This is a genomic window from Rhizobium sp. P28RR-XV (assembly GCF_012641385.1).
GTDB lineage: Bacteria > Pseudomonadota > Alphaproteobacteria > Rhizobiales > Rhizobiaceae > Rhizobium.
Genome location: NZ_JABAIG010000006.1, coordinates 307,321 through 328,033 on the forward strand (window position 1 = coordinate 307,321; position 20,713 = coordinate 328,033).

At 58.4% G+C, this 20,713-nt stretch carries 19 protein-coding genes and 1 pseudogene; 8 read left to right on the forward strand and 12 right to left on the reverse strand.

The window, feature by feature from the left end:
* Together HGP12_RS15225 and HGP12_RS15230 are read right to left on the reverse strand one after the other, a co-directional pair.
* Positions 1 to 1,761 carry a monovalent cation:proton antiporter-2 (CPA2) family protein gene (locus HGP12_RS15225; RefSeq protein WP_168841738.1) on the reverse strand — a complete coding sequence of 587 codons (1,761 nt, stop codon included), beginning with the start codon at positions 1,759 to 1,761 and terminating at the stop codon, positions 1 to 3.
* A gap of 222 nt (positions 1,762 to 1,983) precedes the next feature.
* Positions 1,984 to 2,724, reverse strand: coding sequence for an SDR family NAD(P)-dependent oxidoreductase (locus HGP12_RS15230; protein WP_168841737.1), 741 nt, complete (start codon positions 2,722 to 2,724; stop codon positions 1,984 to 1,986).
* A gap of 192 nt (positions 2,725 to 2,916) precedes the next feature.
* Between HGP12_RS15230 and HGP12_RS15235 the strand changes: the two genes are divergently transcribed.
* The 5 genes from HGP12_RS15235 to metG all read left to right on the forward strand — a co-directional run bounded on the left by HGP12_RS15235 (position 2,917) and on the right by metG (position 8,760).
* Positions 2,917 to 3,783: an AraC family transcriptional regulator gene (locus HGP12_RS15235; RefSeq protein WP_246703398.1), complete on the forward strand. Its 867-nt coding sequence runs from the start codon at positions 2,917 to 2,919 to the stop codon at positions 3,781 to 3,783.
* 708 nt (positions 3,784 to 4,491) lie between these two features.
* The gene (locus HGP12_RS15240; protein ID WP_246703399.1) at positions 4,492 to 5,328 is read left to right on the forward strand and encodes an alpha/beta fold hydrolase; all 837 of its coding nucleotides are present in this window, start codon (positions 4,492 to 4,494) and stop codon (positions 5,326 to 5,328) included.
* A 98-nt stretch (positions 5,329 to 5,426) separates the two neighbouring features.
* Positions 5,427 to 5,795: an ethanolamine utilization protein gene (locus HGP12_RS15245; RefSeq protein ID WP_168841734.1), complete on the forward strand. Its 369-nt coding sequence runs from the start codon at positions 5,427 to 5,429 to the stop codon at positions 5,793 to 5,795.
* Positions 5,796 to 5,901: 106 nt separating this feature from the next.
* Positions 5,902 to 6,915 carry an alpha/beta hydrolase gene (locus HGP12_RS15250; protein WP_246703400.1) on the forward strand — a complete coding sequence of 338 codons (1,014 nt, stop codon included), beginning with the start codon at positions 5,902 to 5,904 and terminating at the stop codon, positions 6,913 to 6,915.
* Positions 6,916 to 7,197: 282 nt separating this feature from the next.
* Positions 7,198 to 8,760 carry a methionine--tRNA ligase gene (gene metG, locus HGP12_RS15255; protein WP_168841733.1) on the forward strand — a complete coding sequence of 521 codons (1,563 nt, stop codon included), beginning with the start codon at positions 7,198 to 7,200 and terminating at the stop codon, positions 8,758 to 8,760.
* A 109-nt stretch (positions 8,761 to 8,869) separates the two neighbouring features.
* On the opposite strand, the gene HGP12_RS15260 is transcribed toward metG, so the two are convergent.
* Complete coding sequence (locus HGP12_RS15260; RefSeq protein ID WP_168841732.1) at positions 8,870 to 9,703, reverse strand: enoyl-CoA hydratase/isomerase family protein; 834 nt, start codon at positions 9,701 to 9,703, stop codon at positions 8,870 to 8,872.
* Positions 9,704 to 9,827: 124 nt separating this feature from the next.
* On the opposite strand from HGP12_RS15260, the gene HGP12_RS15265 reads away from it, so the two are divergent.
* Entirely contained in the window at positions 9,828 to 10,211 is a 384-nt protein-coding gene (locus HGP12_RS15265; RefSeq protein ID WP_168841731.1) for a winged helix-turn-helix transcriptional regulator, read from the forward strand.
* Between the two features lie 166 nt (positions 10,212 to 10,377).
* Here HGP12_RS15265 and HGP12_RS15270 read toward each other — a convergent pair whose 3' ends face one another.
* A complete protein-coding gene (locus HGP12_RS15270; protein WP_246703415.1) occupies positions 10,378 to 10,935 on the reverse strand; it encodes a TetR/AcrR family transcriptional regulator in 558 nt (185 codons plus the stop codon).
* A gap of 172 nt (positions 10,936 to 11,107) precedes the next feature.
* On the opposite strand from HGP12_RS15270, the gene HGP12_RS15275 reads away from it, so the two are divergent.
* Together HGP12_RS15275 and HGP12_RS15280 are read left to right on the forward strand one after the other, a co-directional pair.
* Positions 11,108 to 12,121: an alpha/beta fold hydrolase gene (locus HGP12_RS15275; protein ID WP_168841729.1), complete on the forward strand. Its 1,014-nt coding sequence runs from the start codon at positions 11,108 to 11,110 to the stop codon at positions 12,119 to 12,121.
* Complete coding sequence (locus HGP12_RS15280; protein ID WP_168841728.1) at positions 12,118 to 12,867, forward strand: SDR family oxidoreductase; 750 nt, start codon at positions 12,118 to 12,120, stop codon at positions 12,865 to 12,867. Before HGP12_RS15275 ends, HGP12_RS15280 begins: the two co-directional genes overlap by 4 nt.
* A gap of 440 nt (positions 12,868 to 13,307) precedes the next feature.
* On the opposite strand, the gene HGP12_RS15285 is transcribed toward HGP12_RS15280, so the two are convergent.
* The 8 genes and pseudogenes from HGP12_RS15285 to HGP12_RS15320 all read right to left on the reverse strand — a co-directional run bounded on the left by HGP12_RS15285 (position 13,308) and on the right by HGP12_RS15320 (position 20,594).
* On the reverse strand, positions 13,308 to 13,592 hold the full coding sequence (locus tag HGP12_RS15285; protein WP_168841727.1) for a DUF1778 domain-containing protein: 285 nt from the start codon (positions 13,590 to 13,592) through the stop codon (positions 13,308 to 13,310).
* A 155-nt stretch (positions 13,593 to 13,747) separates the two neighbouring features.
* Entirely contained in the window at positions 13,748 to 14,878 is a 1,131-nt protein-coding gene (locus HGP12_RS15290; RefSeq protein ID WP_168841726.1) for a DUF6551 family protein, read from the reverse strand.
* Between the two features lie 113 nt (positions 14,879 to 14,991).
* Positions 14,992 to 16,614: a recombinase family protein gene (locus tag HGP12_RS15295; protein WP_168841725.1), complete on the reverse strand. Its 1,623-nt coding sequence runs from the start codon at positions 16,612 to 16,614 to the stop codon at positions 14,992 to 14,994.
* A gap of 175 nt (positions 16,615 to 16,789) precedes the next feature.
* Entirely contained in the window at positions 16,790 to 17,083 is a 294-nt protein-coding gene (locus HGP12_RS15300; RefSeq protein WP_168841724.1) for a type II toxin-antitoxin system RelE/ParE family toxin, read from the reverse strand.
* Positions 17,080 to 17,388 (reverse strand): type II toxin-antitoxin system RelB/DinJ family antitoxin, encoded by a 309-nt coding sequence (locus HGP12_RS15305; RefSeq protein WP_168841723.1) that lies wholly within the window; start codon positions 17,386 to 17,388, stop codon positions 17,080 to 17,082. The genes HGP12_RS15300 and HGP12_RS15305 overlap by 4 nt, the downstream gene beginning before the upstream one ends.
* 231 nt (positions 17,389 to 17,619) lie before the next feature.
* Positions 17,620 to 18,120, reverse strand: a complete 501-nt coding sequence (locus HGP12_RS15310) for a hypothetical protein (RefSeq protein WP_168841658.1) — start codon at positions 18,118 to 18,120, stop codon at positions 17,620 to 17,622.
* A 210-nt stretch (positions 18,121 to 18,330) separates the two neighbouring features.
* A pseudogene (locus tag HGP12_RS15315) lies at positions 18,331 to 19,371 on the reverse strand (RHE_PE00001 family protein); the annotation flags it as partial.
* 269 nt (positions 19,372 to 19,640) lie between these two features.
* Positions 19,641 to 20,594 (reverse strand): NAD(P)-dependent oxidoreductase, encoded by a 954-nt coding sequence (locus tag HGP12_RS15320; protein WP_168841722.1) that lies wholly within the window; start codon positions 20,592 to 20,594, stop codon positions 19,641 to 19,643.
* Between the last annotated feature and the right edge of the window lie 119 nt (positions 20,595 to 20,713).

A 20,713-nucleotide genomic window follows, 5' to 3' on the forward strand; every position in this document is an offset into this window, starting at 1 on the left:
TTATTTCGCTGCCACACCGCTCAGCGGCTCGGGAACGGGTCCGAGATGCAGGTGATCCATGCCGGACATGGCGTCTCCCTGCACCTGTTCGGACAGCCGCTCATTGTCCCGCCGACGAACGTCCTCTGCCGCTTCCTCCACGTCAAGCTCGGCATAACCCAGGGCGCGCAAGCCTTCCGCCCCCATCCTGTAGGCGGATTCGACCGTTTCGCGGATCTGGTAGTCGACGCCGGCGCGGATCAGGTCCACGGCATGGCCGCGATCATAGCTGCGCACCAGAATCTTGGCCTGCGGGAACTCATGTTGTGCCAGTTCCACGATCTGCAGGGCGGCCTTTGGATCGTCGATGCAGATCAGCAAGGCCTCGGCCGAACCGGCGCCGGAATGGTGCAGCGTGTCGAGACGCGTGCCGTCGCCGAAAAACACCTTGAAACCAAAACGCCCCGCTTCACGGATACGATCGGGGTTCATGTCGATGACGGAAAGGTTGACCCCCTTCGACAGAAGCAGTTGCGAGGCAATCTGGCCGAAACGGCCGAAGCCGATGATGAGCACCCTTCCGCTGAGATCACGCGCCGCCTCAACACCCTCCATCGAAGCTTCGCCGCGCAGCAACCGATCCGCGGCGATCATCAGCAGCGGCGTCAGCGCCATGGAGAATATGATAACGGTCGTGAACAGCGCATTTTCGCGCGGATCGATCACCCCGCCGGTTGTTGCGGCAGCATAGAGGACGAAGGCGAACTCGCCACCCTGCAGGAACATCGAGGTACGGTGCAGCGCCTGGTAGCTGGAGCCGCCGAACAGGCGGGCAACCGCATAGACCACCACGCCCTTGGCGATGGTGAAGGCGGTCAGCATAGCTAGCAGAAGTCCCCATTCGGCCGCCACCACGGCAAGGTCCAGCGACATGCCGACAGCCATGAAGAACAGGCCCATGAGCAGGCCGCGAAACGGCTCGATATCGCTTTCGATCTGGTGCCGATAGCTCGAACTCGAAAGCATCACGCCGGCAAGGAAGGCGCCCATCGCCATGGAAAGCCCGGCACCCGCCATCAGCAAAGCGGCCCCCAGCACTACCAGCAGCGCGCCGGCCGTCATCACCTCGCGGGTCCTTGCCCGCGCCAGAAGGGCGAAGAACGGGTTCAAACCCCATTTCGATACGCCGAGAAGAACGAGCAGTGCGCCGAGCGCCAGGAGAACATCCACCCATCCCGACTGTCCCTGCGAGAGTGGCGACAGAAAGGCGACAACCGCCAGAAGCGGCACGATCATCAGGTCTTCGAAGAGAAGGATGGATACGGATTTCTGGCCCTCCGGGTTTGAAATCTCACCACGATCCTGCAGTACCGACATGATGACGGCTGTCGACGACAGCACGAAACCCGCGCCGGCGACGAAGGCCACCGTGGCAGGCAGGCCGAAGACCAGCACACCCGCCAAGGACAGGGCGGCTGTCGCCGCCGCCACCTGCACGAGGCCGAGCCCGAAAATCTGGCCGCGCATGGCCCAAAGCTTGTGGGGTCTGAGTTCCAATCCGATGACGAACAGGAACATCACCACGCCGAGTTCGGAAAAATGCAATATAGACGCAGCATCAGCAAACAGGCCGATGACCGACGGACCGACGAGTACTCCCGCAGCGAAATAGCCCAGAACCGAGCCGAGACCAAGCCGCCGAAACAGGGGCACCGCGACCACAGCCGCTCCCATCAGGACGACCGCCGGCCCAATCGTCTGCCCCAAGCTCACCTCAGCCATGCCAACACGTTCCCGATTTCTCGTTTGAAGCAATCAAAAAGGCTCACCTTGGTTGAGCCGCCTCTGCCTGAATGAGGTATCGTCGCGAAGTTGTCGCGAATAGTCATAGCATCGGCAAAACTCTGTCGCTGAAAGTGGAACACGACTTATGCGGCGGGTGGCCTATTGGCGAAACGAAGGTTGCCTGATTGCAGTCAAGCAACCATGCGCCTTCACCATGGACTAAGCGAGAGCACCACCGTCCACCGTCAGGATGGTGCCGGTAATCTGTCGGGCAGCCGGCGTTGCAAGGAATGCGACTGCAGCAGCAACATCCTCTGGCTGGTTGAAGCGACCGAGTGCGCTGAGACCGCGCTGGTAGTCGGCGAATTCGCCCGTCTCCGGATTCGAGTCCGTGTTCGTCGATCCGGGCTGGACGAGATTAACCGTTATGTCCCGGGAGCCTAATTCGCGCGCAAGGCCGCGGTTAAATGCCTGGAGCGCGCCTTTGGTCATGTAGTAGATCGTGCCAGGGACTCCTGCGATGCGATCCGCGCCCGCCGATCCGATGGTGATAATGCGCCCACCGTTCTTGAGGTGGGGAATTGCGGCCTTTGCAGCGAGAACCGGCCCGCGCACGTTAACGGCAAGCAGTGCGTCGATATCCTCGACTGTGAAATCTGCGATCGTGTTGTATCGCGCGATCGCCGCATTGTTGACGAGAATGTCGAGACCGGCCAGCGCACGCACAGTTTCGTCCACAGACCGCTGGATGGCCGAAGGATCCGCGCTGTCGGCTTGTATCGCGATTGCCTTGCCGCCATTGCCTTCGATAGTCCGGACAAGTCGCTCCGCGCTGTCTACCGATCGCTCGTACGTTATCGCGACGTTTGCACCCTTCTCGGACAGTGCAATCGCAATCGCCTCGCCGATGCCGCGCGACCCACCGGTCACGAGCGCATTCTTTCCAGCCAGTTCCTGCATAATCATACCCTTTGCTTTCTCTATCGCCGTATTACCGATGTCGAGGTCCATTCCTCGGCACTGGTCGCTCCGGCAGGCTTTCCGTTAAGCTTCAAGATAGGCAGTCACGATGCAGACAACATTCCCGATTTTCCCAGACACTTGCCTGATCCTACCAAATTGCTGCATGCTTACACGATGCAAGACCTTGAGATGCCGACCACACGCCTGTTGAACGATGTCGCTCCGCTTATCCCGGAACAGGGAGGAACCGTCGGCCTTCCCACGCCTGTTCCGCGGCTGACGCTTTGGACCAGTACAAGGGTGACGCCGCCCACTCCGGCCGTGTTCGAACCCATGTTCTATGCGGTCCTGCGGGGAACCAAAGTCTTGATCATGGGCGCAAATAGATTCGAGCTCACAGCGGGAGCCTGTGCAGTCTCGTCCTTCGGTCTTCCCTATAGCCACCAGTTGACCGGCGCTAAGGCCAACCTCCCCTATGTCGGCATAAGCCTTCATCTTGATGCCGGCATCTTGACGCGCGTCATGCTCGATATGCCCAAACGCGAGGATCGCTGGACGTGCGCAGTCGCCGCAGGCGATCTCGACGGAGCGGTCGGCGATGCATTCACTCGCCTCATTGGGCTGCTGAACGAGCCGGACGATATCGGCGCGTTGGCACCGCATTACGAATTCGAGCTCTATTATCGCCTGCTTCAGAGTTCGATGGGCGATACGCTTCGACAGGTCAACCAGAGGAACGACCGTTTCCAGCAACTCAAGGCGGCAGCCGATTGGCTCGCCATCAATCACAGCGAAGTTGTCAACATTCCTGAACTGGCAGCGTCATCTCATATGAGCGTCACGAGCTTTCACAGGCATTTCAAGGAAGTCACCGGGTTCAGCCCGCTTGCGTTTCAACGCCATATCCGCTTGCTTGAGGCGCAGAAGCTCCTTGCCGGCGGGAGCACCAATGTGTCGCGCGTGGCGTATGAGGTGGGTTATAAAAGCCCATCGCAGTTCAGCCGCGAGTACAAGAGCATGTTCGGCAGCGCGCCGGTGGCTGATCTGGAGCGATGAACCCAGTCGTTATCCGCTGGCGGAAAAAATCTATTGCTTCATCGCGCGCTCTGCAAGACAGATTGCCGTTCTGCATGCCGCCTTGGCCGGCTCGTTGCGCAACCAGCCGCGGAAAAGTTGATCAGGGGTGGTATTGAGGTCGGCGCGCTATCCAGGGGCGGCGAACGGCATCTGGGATCTCTTCTCATGTGTTCAACTTATCAGAATATAAACAGATATTTGGCACCGCGCCCGTATCTGACCTGCGACGATGAATCCTGCTCGGCAAACCCACTGGATTGACGGTAGAGCCAGATCCCGTTTGGCGTTCCGCTTTCAGCGACACAGCTTTGCACGCAAGTGGCCTATCAAACCGCCTCTCGAGCTGCCATCAAGTGTACTGACCGCGCTTGGAAGCAGGTCTTCCAGCAGGCCTGCAAACCCTAATTTTCGTAGGAAAGAGCACCGGATTCTTTCGCCGTACGTCCCCAGTCGTTCTTACCAACACCGCAATAGGAACACGACAAGGGTTGTTCGGCCAAACCCGCCCGTATTTGATTAAGCCAGGGGGACACATCAATGCCTCGTATCTTAAGTCCGAACTTGCCGCTCAGTCGCCGCGACGCCCTGACCTCGGCAGCGGCCGTTGCTGCAAGTTTCACATTTTGGCCGCGCCACGTGCGAGGCAAGGAACCTGCCACATTCAAATCATCAGAAGGAGAGCGCAATATGGGCTTCGTGACCACAGACGACGGTGTACAGATTTTCTACAAGGACTGGGGTCCCAAGGATGCCCAGCCAATTGTGTTTCACCATGGCTGGCCTCTGTCATCCGACGACTGGGACGCGCAGATGCTCTTTTTCCTATCGAAGGGATTTCGGGTCGTGGCGCATGACCGGCGCGGGCACGGCCGTTCGGAGCAGGTTGCCGAAGGTCATGACATCGACCATTACGCCGCCGATGCTTTTGCCGTAGCTAGGGCGCTGGACCTGAGAAACGCGGTCCACGTTGGCCACTCCACCGGCGGCGGCGAAGTGGCGCGATATGTGGCGCGGCAGGGCGAACCAACTGGTCGTGTTGCCAAGGCCGTTCTGGTCGCTGCCATTCCGCCGCTGATGCTGAAGACCGGTAGCAATCCCGAAGGCACACCGATCGAGGTCTTTGACAGCTTTCGTTCGGCGCTGGCCAGCAACCGTGCCCAATTCTTCCGAGACGTTCCCGCCGGTCCGTTCTACGGGTTCAATCGCGATGGTTCGACAGTCCATGAAGGCGTGATCCAGAACTGGTGGCGACAGGGTATGATGGGTAGCGCCAAGGCACATTACGACGGCATCAAGGCGTTTTCGGAAACCGACCAGACGGAGGACCTGAAAGCCATCACCGTTCCGACCTTGGTGATGCACGGCGAGGACGACCAGGTCGTTCCGATTGCGGCATCGGCTTCAAAGGCGGTCAAACTGCTCAGGAATGGCACATTGAAGACCTATCCTGGATACTCACATGGAATGCTGACGGTCAACGCTGATGTTCTGAACGAGAATCTCCTGGCTTTCATCGCCAAATAGCAGGCTCCATCAATTCGGACCACCGTGTCATCCCACAGTCGCGCGGTGGTCACGCTGTCGACCCATCTCTCGCGGTTCCAATCTTCAGGAGATAATCCATGACTGTTTACAAATTCGCCATTGCCGACGCAGTGTTTGAACGTTCGCCGGGGCAGGAAGGTGAGATCTTCACCGGCAACCTGCTCGACCAGCGCCACGGCGGGCCAGTCACCATCGGGTTCGGGCGCTACGGCCCGAACCAGGTTCTGCAAGAGACCATGGCCGTACACGACACGATGATCGTCCTGGAAGGAAACATAACTGTCTCAGACGCGCATGGATCGCAGACAGCGGGGCCTGGCGAGATCATTGCAATGCAGAAAGGCGACAAGGTGACCATCCGTTCTCATGAGACGGGCGCCGTGACCGCCTATGTGACATTTCCTCATTGGCAGCAGCCAGAACCCACATCATCGAGCTCAACGTGATGTGGACGATCGATTCTGCCGACCTACCGTTGCGTCTGTCGGCGTGGGTCATTTGCGTTGGTTCGGGTAGTTGCACGCCAAACCACGTGTGAACAGGAGTGCCCGCTTGAAGAACGAACAGAATCTCTCCCCCGTGGAAGGTGTACACGTCGGCGAACGGATCATTCCTGTTCCAACGTCGATCAGTCAGGAAGCGCAGACCATGCTGCGCGCAGCCGTACAATATGACGGCACACCACTCAATGCGCTTTATCCAATACCGGCACCAAACGATCGGGCAGCTTGGCGTCAGTTGCAGTCCGCAGCCGAGGCCCATTACGCCGCGGCTCTCAATGCAGCGACGAATGAAACAAGCACCGAGATCGAAACGCGGCGCCTGGGCACAGCAACTGTCCATGTTGTGTTACCAGAAAGCCCGCGGCTCAAAGACTGCGTTTTCATCGACCTGCACGGCGGCGCGCTCGTATTCGGTGGTGGCGATGCCTGTCGTGAGAGCGCACGGCTGCAAGCAAACCGGCTCGGGATGACCTGCTACGGTATCGACTACCGGATGCCACCGGACCATCCCTATCCGGCAGCACTCGACGACTGCATGGCGGTGTATCGGCACGTGATCGATCACTATGGGGCCGATCGCGTCGTACTTGGCGGTCGCTCGGCCGGTGGCAATCTAGCCCTCGCCACCATCCTGCGGGCACGCGATGAAGGCCTGCGGTTCCCGGCAGGCGTCGTCTTGTTGTCCCCGGAGTTGGATCTGACGGAATCGGGGGACAGCTTTCAAACCAACCGCACCATCGATGTCGTGCTTCCCAATCCCCTCATGTCGAACAATCTGCTTTATGCAGGCGGCGCCGACTTGACGCATCCGTATTTGTCGCCGCTGTTCGGAGAGATGTCGGCCGCGTTTCCGCCGATATTCCTGCAGAGCGGAACGCGCGACCTGTTCCTCTCCAACGCGGTGAGATTGCATCGCAAGCTGCGACGCGTGGGAGCCCCGGTCGAACTTCATGTGTTCGAGGCGATGCCGCATGGTGGATTTTCAGGATCTCCGGAAGATATGGAGCTCGCCGCGGAAGTAACCCGTTTTGTTACCGAATGTCTCCCGGAATTGGCTCGCTGACGATCCAAACATTACTTCGACGGATCGAAAGGGCGATCTGTTACGAACGAACGAGCGACATGAGTTCGGAAGCGCTCCTCAAATGCGGCGTTGCTCTGGTCGTAACCTGATGATAGCACTGACAGCATGAACACAAGCCTCGCCAACGCCACTATGATGATGCCGCGCTCCTAGCGTGGCGGATTTTGTGCGCTTGTAATGCACCTTAGACCGCCCTTGAGGCGGTTTTTTTCATTGGTCGATCCGCCTTGAGGGACATTGAGCCTCAACAAGGATATCCCGATGAACAGCACGAAAACTTACATCACCACCTCGATTCCATACGTCAATGCCGCGCCGCATGTTGGTTTTGCGCTCGAACTTGTGCAGGCCGATGCCTACGCCCGCCATTCTCGACTTCTGGGCAAAGACGTCAGGTTTCAGTGTGGCACGGATGACAACAGTCTGAAAAACGTTCGCGCCGCGGAAGCAGCAGGACGTCCGGTGGCCGACTTCGTGGGAGAGAACGCAGACCGCTTCGAACAGCTCGGCAGGCAGCTCCAAATTTCGAACGATGCATTCGTTCGCACATCCACGGATACGAGACATATTGCCTGCGTTCATTCGCTGTGGAACGCGTGCGCCAGGAATGGCGACCTCTATCGAAAAAGCTATGAGGGCTTTTATTGCGTTGGCTGTGAGCAGTTCTACGAACTCACGGATCTGGACGACGGAAGATGCCCGGAGCACGGTATCCCGCTTGAGATCGTGAGGGAGGAAAACTGGTTCTTTCGGCTGTCTCGATATGGCGAACGCATTCGATATCTGATCGAGACAAACGAGATCGAGGTCGTCCCGGTTCACCGGCGAAACGAAATACTCGCCCTGCTTCGGCGAGGACTCGAGGACATCAGTGTGTCGCGCAGTGCTGAAAGAGCACGCGGCTGGGGCGTGCCCGTGCCGCGGAGCGACGAAGTCATCTATGTCTGGTTCGATGCTCTCGCGAACTATCTCACAGGCCTCGGCTACGGTTCCGACCAAAGCCTGTTCCAGCGATATTGGTCGCAACAAGGCGAACGCATCCATTTTGTCGGCAAGGGAATTTCCAAGTTTCACGCGATTTACTGGCCTGCAATACTCCTGTCTGCCGGAGTGCCGCTCCCGTCTTCGATCTTCGTTCATGGCTATCTAACACTGGACGGTCGAAAAATCGGAAAGTCGGCCGGCAACGGCGTCGATCCCGAGGTCTTCGTGCAGGACTACAAGACCCCTGACGCATTGCGCTATTACCTGCTACGCCACATCCGTTCCGCCGATGATGGGGATTTCTCTGAAGAACGGCTTGAGGCCGCATGGTCTGGAGAACTCGGCGGGCAGCTGGGAAACCTTGTCAATCGGGTTCTCACCTTGCTTGTATCCTCCTTTTCCGGAATTACACCGTCGGTTCCGGACAGCGCTCTTGTCCGCGAAGCAGCCAGCCTTCCGGAAAAAGTCCTGAACTCCTTTGACAACTACGAGCTTCATCTCGCCCTGAATGAGATTTTCTCCTACCTCGGGTCCGCGAACCGGGAGTTTACACGCAAAGCCCCTTGGTCCGATGCCAAGGCTTTAGCCGTTGAACTCGGTAGTGCGGAACGACAAGCGATATCCGATCGCCTTGGGGCTACTCTGGCAGAACAGGTCTACGGCCTCGCCATCGTTGCTCGATGTTTGCTCCCGTTCTTACCTGAAACAGCTTCCAGGCTGCACGCGACGCTCGGAATACCCTGCCCGGCGCAGTATGATTTTCGAATATCCATTACCGGAGTGAAGACATCATCTGGAGAAATCCTCTTCCCGCGGCAGACGGCGGTGCGAATGAAGTGAGGATTTTTGGCGCCAGCGCTTGCAATAGCGCAGGCGTGCCCATCAACGGCTGAAACCGCTCCACGACAGCTCGTTGGAGCGGTTCCGCTATAGTCTGATCATTCACGCCTCACATCTTCAATGCACGCAGCAAGCTTTCCAAATTTCTCTCACCCTCCTTAGTCTGTGCTCCTGCTTTCAATCCGCCCCGGATGAGCCTTTCGGCAGCGGGGCGCTCGAACAATCCTGCCCAGGCCTCATGCTCGCGCTTAAAGCCATCCCGCAGATCTTCAGGAAGCAACGCCCGCTTGGCCGCGGCGACGACGCCTTCGGGCAAGGCGGCGATATTGCACGCCAACCGGTCGACGAAGCCATCAAGCTCCGAGGCAGGCAGCGCCCGGTTGATCCAGCCATAGCGTTCCGCCGTCGCCGCATCAATGAGATCGGCGCCAAGGATCACTTCGAGGGCGCGGCCGCGCGTCATCCGGCTGGACAGATATTGCGTGGCGCCGCCGCCGGGCGTGATGCCCATCAGCGCTTCGCATTGGGCGAGTCCCGCCCGCTCTTCGGCGGCAAACGCCATGTCGGCCGCCGCGACGAATTCCGCACCGCCGCCGCGCGCCAAGCCGGCCAGCTTGACGATCGTAACCTGCGGCTGTTCTCGCAAAAGTTCCCCGAGCGCCTGGAACGGATTGAGGCCCTCCGGAGCCTCACGAGCAATTTCGTCGAAGGCGTGCGGCTCATCGATCAATGTCATGTCGACATGAGCAATGAAGAACTCCGGGTCTGCGCTCTGGAAAACGAGGACGCGCGTGTCCGGGTCATCGCGAACGGAAAGGAGAAAGCGGCGCATCTCGCTCATCAAAGGAACATCGAGAACGTTGACTGGAGGATTGTCGATCGTGATCGTCGCGACGCCGTCCGCCTGGGAAACTAGAATCTTGCGGAAATCTGTGTCTGTCATCTGTAAGATCTCTGTTCTTCGGGAAATTCTGGCGCTGGTTTGGCGCCATTGACCCTAAAGTATTCATCGGATACCTAGCGTCAATTACGCACCTAAAGCATCCCAGGGATGCCGGAGGATACCGATGGATGAACCAACAAGTGTAAATGACCCGGTTTACCATGCCGACTGCCCGAGCCGGGTGATCCTCGACCAGATCGCGGACAAGTGGTCGATGATGGTACTAGCCGTATTGAGCGAGCCCCGTCGCTTCAACGCGATCAAGCGTCGCCTGGATGGCGTAACCCAACGAGTGCTCACACAGACGCTTCGAAAGCTTGAGCGCAATGGCATGCTGACGCGCAGGATCTTGGATGGGCGTGTGCTCGGGGTTGAATATGCCTTAACGCCCCTCGGCAGGTCGCTGCAAGGTCCGTTCGCGATCCTATTCAACTGGACCGTCGAGAACATTGAAGTGATTCAGGACTGCCAGCGCCGCTATGACGACACGTCACTTGACACTATATAATGCTTGAGGTTGCGGCGGCTCTGCCGTCTCAAGCACCGGACGGCTACGGCCTCCGTACCGACTGAAGGATAGCAGTTGCTCGCCCGAGACCGGGGCAGAGCGGGCTTGGACCCCACCACCGACAGGTTTCGCGACTTGGCGATCCCGACAAAGCTAGCAAATAAGGCTACTTCGGCTTCACCGCACCATAACGCAGGCCATCCAGTAGCAGCATGAGCATTCGTTTGGTGTGCGAAGGCCCGTCCTCCCCCGAAGCTACAGCGAGGTTCCCGATCGCGCGCAGCAGATCGTAGGGAGCGACATCGGCACGGACTTCCCCTGCATCCGAAGCGGCTTTCAGTAGCATCGACAGAGCCGGTTCAAATCGGCTTCGGAAATAGTCCGGCAAGGTGGCGAATGCCGGATCGCCGGAATGGAGCGCGGCGGCCAACCCCCGTTTGGTGGCGAGGAAGCGCGTGTAGTGCTTCAGCCAAGCTGCCAGCGCATCGGCTGGCCCGTGCTCAGCGGCAAGCAGCACTGCCGCATCGGCGCAGGCATCAACCTCCCGGCGGAACACCGCGGCAACCAAGTCGGCACGCGTCGGGAACCGGCGGTAAAGCGTACCCAGCCCAACGCCCGCTTGTGTCGCAATCTCCCGGATGGGCGCATCGACCCCCGAACGGGCGAACACGATCTTGGCGGCTTCCAAAACTGCTTCCTCATTCCTGCGGGCATCGGCACGCATTCGCGGTGCGGGTGCTTCGGCATCGCCAGGAGCCGGTGACGCGGCCTCGACTGCATTCCGGAATTTGGTCGGCAACATTTTCCGTGATCCTTCTTACTAAGCGGATCATTGATCCGTATTTATAGTACAACGGATCAATGATCCGTTTGCCAGTTCGGAGGTTCGCAGTCCTATGTCCAGCTCGTTCGCAAAAACCCGCGCGCATGCCCCCGGCTCACCCGCTATTTTGTCCATCTCTCCCATTACCCTGCCGTCCCCCGGACGAGGCGTTGACCTGCACGTTCGGATCTCCTTACCGATCTCAGGCGACACGCTGCCCGTCATCATCTTCTCGCACGGGAATGGCCAGTCATCTCACGCCTATGGCCCACTCGTCGATTATTGGGCAGCACATGGCTTCGCCGTAATCCAGCCAACACATCTGGATTCGCGGATGCTCGGTCTTGCACAAGACGATCCTCGCCGCCCCCAACTCTGGCGCTTCCGCGAGAATGACCTTGCCGCCATTCTCGATGGGCTTGATCACATCGAGAGCGAGGCACCGATGATCCGGGGGCGGCTCGATCACTCGCGTATCGCGGTTGCCGGCCATTCGTGGGGCGGGCAGACCGCCAGTACCTTGCTTGGCGCCACCCATCCCGATCCCGACGACGGGTCGGTGGTCAATAGGAAGGACAACCGCGTGAAGGCGGGCGTGCTGCTGGCGGCGCCAGGTCGAGGCAATGACCTGACCGAATACGCAGCCCGTACCTACCCATTCATGTATCCAGATTTCTCGGCCATGACGGCGCCGACCCTGATCATCATCGGCGACCGTGATGTGGGCAGGCTTTCGACACGTGGCGCCGAATGGTGGCGTGATGCCTACGATTTGAGCCCCTCACCCAAGGCATTGTTTGCGGCCTTTGGCGGCGAGCATGCTCTTGGCGGTATCCCTGGTTACGAGGCGCGCGAGACGACAGACGAACGGCCCCAGCGGGTCGCCGCGATCCAGCGCTTTTCAACCGACTTCCTCCGCAGCGCGCTCTACCCCGGCGATCCCGCATTTTCCGATACGGTCGCGACGCTGGCAGCCGATGCTGCGCCGGAAGGCAGCGTCGAGACGAAGCAGGCCGCCGGACACCTTTTCCGTCCGCGCCTTCCAACGTTGCGCAAAATCATCATCACACACAGGAGTTTCACATGAACACCATCCTCATCACCGGCTGCTCATCCGGTTTCGGGCTTGAAACTGCCCGCTATTTCCTTGATCGCGACTGGACTGTCATTGCCACGATGCGCATGCCTCGTCGGGATCTCTTGCCCGCATCCGACCGGCTGCGCGTCGTTGCACTCGATGTGACCGACGCTGCCAACATTGCTCGTGCTCTGGAGGAAGCAGGACCGATCGACGCCCTGGTCAACAATGCCGGTGCCGGTCTGATGGGGACGCTGGAAGGTGTGTCGATCGACGCAACACGCCAACTATTCGAACTGAACACGTTCGGCACCATGGCAATGTCACAAGCCGTACTGCCCGGCTTCCGCGCGCAAGGGACGGGCGTGATCGTCAACGTGTCGTCCGCCGTGACACTCAAGCCATTGCCGATGTTGTCCGCTTATACGGCCAGCAAGGCGGCCGTAGAAGCATTCAGCGAAAACATGGCGTTGGAGGTGGCACCGTTTGGAGTGCGCGTTCGGCTGATCGTCCCCGGTCGAGCGCCGGAAACCTCCTTTAGCGCGACCGCCCGCGACCGCTCGCAAAACGGCATACCCGAAGCCTATGCCGGCTGGGCGAAACAGGTGTTCTCCGCAACGCCACCGCAGCCGGCCGAAATCACCACTGCGAGCGACGTGGCAAAAGCGGTCTGGCAGGCAGTGACCGATGCCTCTTCGCCGTTTCGCATCCCGGCCGGCGCGGATGCCGTAACGCTTGCCGCACAGGTCGCATAACGGCTTGCTTCTGCCCTTCACCGGCCGGATCGTTCGATGAGATCCGGCGGTCCCGATCGGAATAGCCGAATGAGCCGATATGCTCCGTCATCCCAATTTCACTCGCTCCCAAGAGACCCTGAGCGATGGCGAGTGGCCAGATTCGGCCATCCATGACGCAGGCGACTGATCGCCGTGCTGTGCGCACTAGATCGTATTTTTGGATAGCGTGGCGTGCTGTAGAGTGGTTGCGGGGGCCTGCTTTCATCTTTACTTGCGATCATCGCAACGACGCCATTCTTTGCTAAAATCTCTTACGAACGGCGGTAAAAGCGGCCTATTTCGTACAGTCGCGTAGTAGCCTAGCGATAATTACACACGGATAGAAACCAGTCTAAGCGTTCACTCATAGCCACCGCCTGGCACTTACAACGGCGACCGGGGGTAACATCAGGGGCAGATTATTTATCGGCAGCGCGTCCTCGCTCCCAATGTGCTGACCGATTTATCAGTTCGACCATTTCCGGAACCGGTGCAACCGACTTGGATAAAGCTCGACAAAAATCCGAAAACCGTTCAGGGGCCATGACAATCAAACGCCCATTTATCACGTTGCCTGCTAATCTTAGAATGGAGGTATGAGCAAACTCCACCGGCGACTGACCGCATTGGTCGGCTGCACGCTTAACCACTGCGGCGTCCGCTTCCGAGAGCCGTATCGTTATACTGTCTTTTGACTCGCCCACACGATGTACCCGATTGCGATTGTGACGTTCGCCCTTCTACAGCACGACAGAAAGGCCTGACTACCATTCTGATTTCGAGAAAGCACAATCGCCTGAATACCTGAAGTGCAGTCTGCCGCGCTCCCCATTGAGCGCGGCAGATGACTATCAAACGGTCATGCATCTGCCCTGTTCAACGCTTTGATGACGGCTTTTGACAGTGCGAACGCGCGGGCATCACCTCCCTTTTGATCCCGAACCATCTCGCTCAATTCCGCCATGGGGAATCGCCTTAGTGTTGGTACGAGTTCGTCGGGATCAAATCCCTCGGGGGGATTGGCATAGATACGCACGAGCGCACCGAAGATCGAAGCACCGTGTATAAGTGGTTCACCCTTATATGCTTCAGCCATGCAGGTCAGTGCAGCCGAAACGACTGCATCACCATGTCTGCGAAGCGCGGTGGCAATCGAAGACGTAAAAGTGACATCTCCTGGCTTCCATGCAGTTGACGAAGTGCTTCGGGCGATAGCCAATCCTGCCTCAGACACCAGCCGTCGAATATCCAGAGCATCCTCATCGCCGGCAGCAAGGGCCGCGTGGAAGTCATCCATACGGTTCATCGCCTTGCGCGCCCTGTTCGCAACAATGAACATGCGTGCCTCATCTTCTGGACTGTCATAGGTGAAAAGGCAGCAAGGCAAGTGCAGCAAATCTCCCCGGCGCACGGCTGCAGCCCAACGATGCTGTCCGTCGATGATTACCCTTGAACCGTCATGCCGCCGCGATACCACCAGAGGCGCACAAAGCCGCCAATCGAAGTTTGCGGCAATGCTAGCGATAAGGCGGCGCGATCCGTCGTTGTCGATAGATCGCTGATAAGAGCTGTCGACCGTCAGTTCGGTAACATGCACCCACTCGATACTTGGCATGGTGCCACGCGGCGCGCCAAAGGCGATCTTCCGTTGGCCTCCGCGCTTTCCCCCATAACCGGTTTTACTTTTCGTGCCAAACTGAGCGGATTTCCCTGGGCCGATAGCCGTGATTTCCGGAACGATTTCGGCAGTGAAACCCGCCAGAAGTTCAGGAACTTCCTCCGGTTCGCGGCACCACAACTTGCCACCATGTTCGATGACAACATGGCCAGCGTGAACGCGAGTTGTGCCGAGAGGTGTCGGGATCAGGAAAGATCCGTTGGGCGACTTGTCTTCCGTTATTCGATCGCAAACCCAGGGCGGCATCGCAGAACCGTCGTTAAGCCATGTACGAATGCCCCCGGCCAGCGGTATTGATTGATGTTGCGTCATGATCGTTCTCCTGAAATGTCGCGGCCCTATGCGCACGACGCCGCAGGCTATGGGCGGTATGTTTCAGTAACGAGAACGAACGAGCAGCTGGGAAAATTGGCGGGCAGCTATTATTATTTCATGGTTTTATTCAATGGCTGCCACGCTGGCGAGAACCTGGAAGTGCTGCGAGCCGTTCCGGGAATGACCTTGATCGTTCCGACCATTCGCTTGAACTGCAGGACATCATACTCCGTGTCGCTCGCCTGCAATCTGGCAATCAAAGTTTGCAGCTCGTTCCACTTCCGCTCAGGTTCCCGTTTCGCAGGCGCCAACATCCTTGCGCTGAGTTGTAATCTCGTTCGCAGGCTTTCGGCTTGGTCTTCGAGCTGCTGGAAACGCGCCTTCAAGGCTGGCGTAAATAGCCCGTCCTCGATGGCGGACATCAAGCCTTGAAGCCGTCGACCTATCTTCTCAAGCTGCAACCGATCCTTTTGTATCTGGCGGCTCTGCTCATCGCTATTCATCTGCTCGTCAGCAGCCAACGCGTCCGCGTGATGGGTGATCAACATGGAAGTCTCAGCAAGAATATCCCTGACCGCTGCTTCCATTACCCTTCGTTGGACCGTCTTGCCATTGCAACAGGTCTTTCGCCGGTAATGCTCCGCACAGCCGTAACGATCCCTCCCGACGTTACAGAACTCGCCACCGCATTGCCCACAGGTCAGGAGACGATATAGGTTCGAGGAAGCTGGTCTGAGGCCAAGCGCCCGAGCCTCTCTGGATTTCCAGACGCCGTCACGAACACCTCCATGACGCCGTTCCGCCTCCCGCTGTCGGTCTTTCACCGCCTGCCACAAAGGTTCGTCGATAATCCGCAGATGGGGAACATCCTGTCTGACCCATTCCGTCTCTGGGTTAAGGCGTACCTGACGCTTTCCGGTGACTGGATCTTTGATGAAGCGCTGGCGGTTCCAGACAAGCTCTCCGCGATAAAGGGCGTTGTTGAGAATACCGGTCCCCCTCGCCCGATGTCCGCGAATGGTGGTGGCACCCCAGGAATGTCCGCCCGGCCCCTGAACGGTTTCCCGGTTCAGCGCAGCCGCAATAGCATTGGGAGTCTCTCCCTTGGCAAAGGCTACAAAGATTCGGCGAATGACAATCGCCTGCTGCTCGTTAATGCAGCGGCCTCCGGCACCGCCTTCACCATTATTGGATACGTCATAGCCGTAGGCGAGACCTCCGCCCGAACGTCCTTTCTCGATCCGTCCGCGTTGGCCGCGCTTCGTCTTCTCAGCCAGATCCTTTAGGAACAGCGCATTCATCGTGCCCTCGAGGCCAATGTGCATCTCGTCGGTCAATCCTTCGGCCACCGTATGCAGGGCAATTCCACGAAATCGAAGGGCCTTGTAAATATGAGCCATGTCCTCCTGGTCGCGGGAAATTCGGTCGAGCGCCTCGGCGCACAAAATGTCGAACCGCCCTGCCTGCGCATCATCCAGCAACCGGGCGATTCCCTCCCTGCCGCGGATGCTGGCACCGGAGATGGCTTCATCGCGGTAGTACCCGACGACCTTCCACCCTTGACGCTCCGCGAACTGACGGCAAAGGTTGAATTGATCGTCAATCGAATGTGGGTTCTGGAGGTCGGAGGAGTATCGGGCATAGAGGGCAACGTTCGGCATTGGCATTCCTGGCATTTCAAAGGGGGAACGCCCTTTGCCAGCAACCAGGGCAAGAGAGAAGTTGTAGGTCACATTATCCAGAGGAAAGCAGGAGGACTATACACCCCGGCATCACGCAAAAGGCACCGAAGTATTACCCCCTGTCTGATACCGCCAATCGACCATCAGTGTTGTGAGAAGGAAATATCGAGGCTATTGAACGGAATCGAATTGGCGACCGGTTGATCCCAGACATGAAGTTCGGAGCCTAGCTGGTAGGAATAGTGTCTGGCCATTCCTGTGCGCCATGAAGTACGCGGAGAATGCGAACCGCCGATTGCGTTACAGCATAAGCCGCGACATATGGGGTACCGTTGATCACCAGTTCGCGCGTCCCGGCAATTCTGCCAACACGACCACTCGCCGGAAAATCAATTAAGCGACGAGCAGCCGCGACGATCCGTTCGTCGACCAAGATGGCAGCTGAGGGACTATCCGCCTCGATAAAGGTGAAGATGGCGTCTCGATCTGACAACGCAAACGCTGACCAGGTTAGCTTCACGACTTGCGCGCCGCTGCTTTAACGCGCGCTGCCGCTCGCCGTTTTTCGAAATGAGCCTCGACTTCATCATCCGAAACGTCAGGTCGCGTGTCGTTCAGCGCTTCAAGGACCTTGCTGCGAAACCAAGCATCATGAGCTTCGCTGCCTGATATAAGTTCGAGCGGTAATGCTCCCTCGTTCGCCGTCCGTGTGAGTAAGATACGAACCGCGTCCGACACCGTAAGACCCATGCTCTCAAGCACCGCAGAGGCACGATCTCGAACTTCAGCATCAATGCGAGTTTGAACGAGTGCGTTCGAAGCCATAGTTATCTCCAACTGAAAGACCAATCGTAATGCATATGAATTACAGCGTCTATAGAAGATTTCCGTGTGCGCCACCCCGCTGCATTCTTCGCCTTGAAGGGATGCGAACCTACGGCCCGTTTACCAAATCATGTCTAAGGTGTCAGTCTAACTGACGATTCAGCACGTTAGCCTGACAAGGATAGCCAGTTTGTGGCCGAAAACAGTCGTTTCCCCCTGATCTACTAAGTTTCACTTTTGCGACAACCGCATATGCATCGGTGTCCCGCCAGCATCCTTCTCACATCTGCTGGCAAGACCGTCAGTCGTATTCTGCTCGAAGCGCTTCCCATTCTTCAAGGAGGGCAGCGTATCGGTCTCGGAAGCTATCTTCCTCGTTTCCTGCAAGCGGATAGCGATCAATTGAGAAGGGTTCGCCACGGATAACGTCCAAAACCCGGATCTCCTCGTGAGGTACACCGAGGAGTGCTTGGCCCAATAGCCAAAGCCCGAGCCGCGCAGCCTTATGCTGCTCTTTCCGGACCCGTAAGGTCCAGTAAGAGCAATATTCATCACACGAGGATTTTCGATCGCCTCGGTCAAGGCGCTCGAATATACACCAGCGGGATCCGCTTTGTCGGTCGGAGCAAGGTCAATGAACCGAGATACGGCGCCTTTGTCGTTACGGCGCCGAGTAAATCTCGATGTGATCGCAGCAAGTGGACTTGCCAGTTTCATAAAATAGCCAACCAAGCTCGTAAGCTCCGAATTCTCAAAGACTGCATTTGCACGATGCTGCGCGTATTAATATCGATAACTTATTTTAAGTTGCGGGCAAGACAGCTTTTTCCAGTGATGCTGTTCCTGCTGGTGGCCCTGTAAGTTTCCAACGGCGTCCGAGCAACGGACACGACAAATCCTCAAGAATGCAGCTAGCGAATCCAACGCAACATGGGGCACCTCTCAAGGAATCTCCCACGCGCAGAACCTCCCCCTCCCCGTTATCTCGTCGCGCAAGCCGAGTTCCAAAACGATGCCCCGCGCCGCCTGCGGCGTGACCTCGAGCGTTTTGGCCACCATCCCCGCCGACACCAGCGGTTTCGCCATCACCAGCTCGACCTGCTCCGGCAGTTTTGAAGAGGCCGTCGCCCTTCGAGCTTTCGATCCGTCATCGTTTTCGCCAGTGCCAACCGATCTTGTTCTTTCATGCAAATCTCGGCGGCCGCCAGAAACCCTTCGGCGATGGCGAGCAGTCGCGTTTCCCGATCGCGATCCCGGCGCCGATCAGCCGGTATGGATTTGAGGCCGAAATTGACGGCCGCGAGATGGGCGCCGGTGATGCCGGCCTCGCGCAGGATCGACGCTGCAAATAGCCTGTCGAGCCAAGGCGCATGCTGCAGGAGAGAAAGCTCCTTAGGCATCGAGGGCGACGATCGCCTGCAGCACCGCCGGCACGTGTTCGACCTGACGCAACACGCCACGCCACTCGTCGAGCCGGGCATCCTCATCCCAATCGAGATCATAGACCATCGGATCCTTTTCGGCACGGCTAGCCGCCGCACGAGCGCCGGCGCGGCCAGGTCGTTTGGCATCCTCGATGGCCGCCTCTGATCGGACCAGCGTCGCATTGATGGCTGCAAGATCGACGCCCGGGAGATTTTCGATGTCATCGGGTTCATCTCCCTCTCCTTCCCGATCGACCGCGTTCACCGCCATCGCATCGCCGGTATTAGCCGACATGATCTCCGCAATTTGTCTGAGCGAGCGAACGCCCTCGGGTGACAGCGCCCAATCCGGCGACTGGCCAGAAATGCGCCGGCGGGTTTTTAGAACGTCGCGTGCGATGGTGAGTTCGTGGGTGGGAGTGCGGACATCGCGCAGACCGTCATGGAGAAACAGGTCCTCGATATGGGCGAGTTCGCCGTCGCTCCAGACCGAGGCGCAGGCGTCTGCGAATTGGGTGCGCTCGAGGAAGCCAGCACCGACGGGTGAGCGAGAACGCCTCCTGCCTATCGAGAAGCGGCGTTGGCATACTGCGACGTTGTATATCCCTCGAACACATGGCATGGCCGCGCCGGCGCCCTGCCCGCTTTGCACCTGCTGAATTGGGAATTCGTGTTTCGTGCCGGGGATTTAGCACTGACGATCGTAGCTGTTTAGCGCAGTGGATCGTAACTTTGGGCTATCGTAGGATACTATGGAGTATGAATTGGTTGCGGGAGCAGGATTTGAACCTGCGGCCTTCAGGTTATGAGCCTAAACGCCTTAACCTGTCAGTCAATCTGGCCCTTCTCCATCAGCCAGGTGACCGATTCCTGAACGGCCTGCAGCGACGTATAGCGAGGCCTGTAACCAAGCAGTCGCTCGGCCTTGGCAATCGAGCAATTCGGACTTCGGGCGATATGCTCCCATGTCGCCTGCGCATCTTCCGGCGCCTGGCCTTCCGCCCATCTCTCATAGGGCAGGAACTCCAGCTTCGGCTCATGTCCGAACCAGCGCGACATGGCCTCGGCGTAGCCTCTCAGCGTCAGCGCCCCGCCTGAAACCGCATGAAAAGCCTCGCCGGTCGAAACGCGCCAATTGGCGATCGCGCCCATGAACATTTGCGCGACGTCATCCGCATGGACATGATGAACCGTCTCCAGGCCGAAATTCGGAAGTACCAGCGTTTCGCCGCGCGCCAATGTCGAGAATGCCGACGGATTGAAATGCCCGGCCGGATTGAGGGGTGCCCAGCCCGGACCGACGATGTGGCCGGGATGGATCAGGGTTGCGGGAAATCCTCTGCGGCGCGCCTCCTCGAGCAAATATGCCTCGATGGCTGCTTTCTGGGTGCCATAGTCTCCGAACGGCTGCTTCGGCGCCTCCTCCGGTGTCGGAACGACGGTTGCAAAGCCATGCGTCCAGATCGTGCCCGTATGCAGGAAATGGCCGACATGACCGACAAGCGTCTCCGTCAGGTGCCTTGCGCTGTCGAGCGTGAAGCAGATCATGTCGATGACGATATCCGGCTTCAATGCGCCGATGGCCGGACCGAAGCTGCCATCCTTCTCCATGGCGGCGCGATCCATCACCAGCATCTCGGCCTCGTTCCAGGCCTTGTTCGGCGAATACGGCTTGGCCTGGCCGCGGCTGATCGCCACCACGTCATGTCCTGCCTCGACCAGTCGCGGCACGAGATAGGTGCCGACATGGCCGGTGGCGCCGATAATCACCGTGCGCGTCATGATATCCTCCCAATAGTCGTGATCAAAATCGGCTGCCGCCGAAATTCGAGACGTAATCCGCATGTGAGAATAGGAGCGTGCGCGGTTTTGTCACCCACCGCCGCGAGGAAATCGCAACT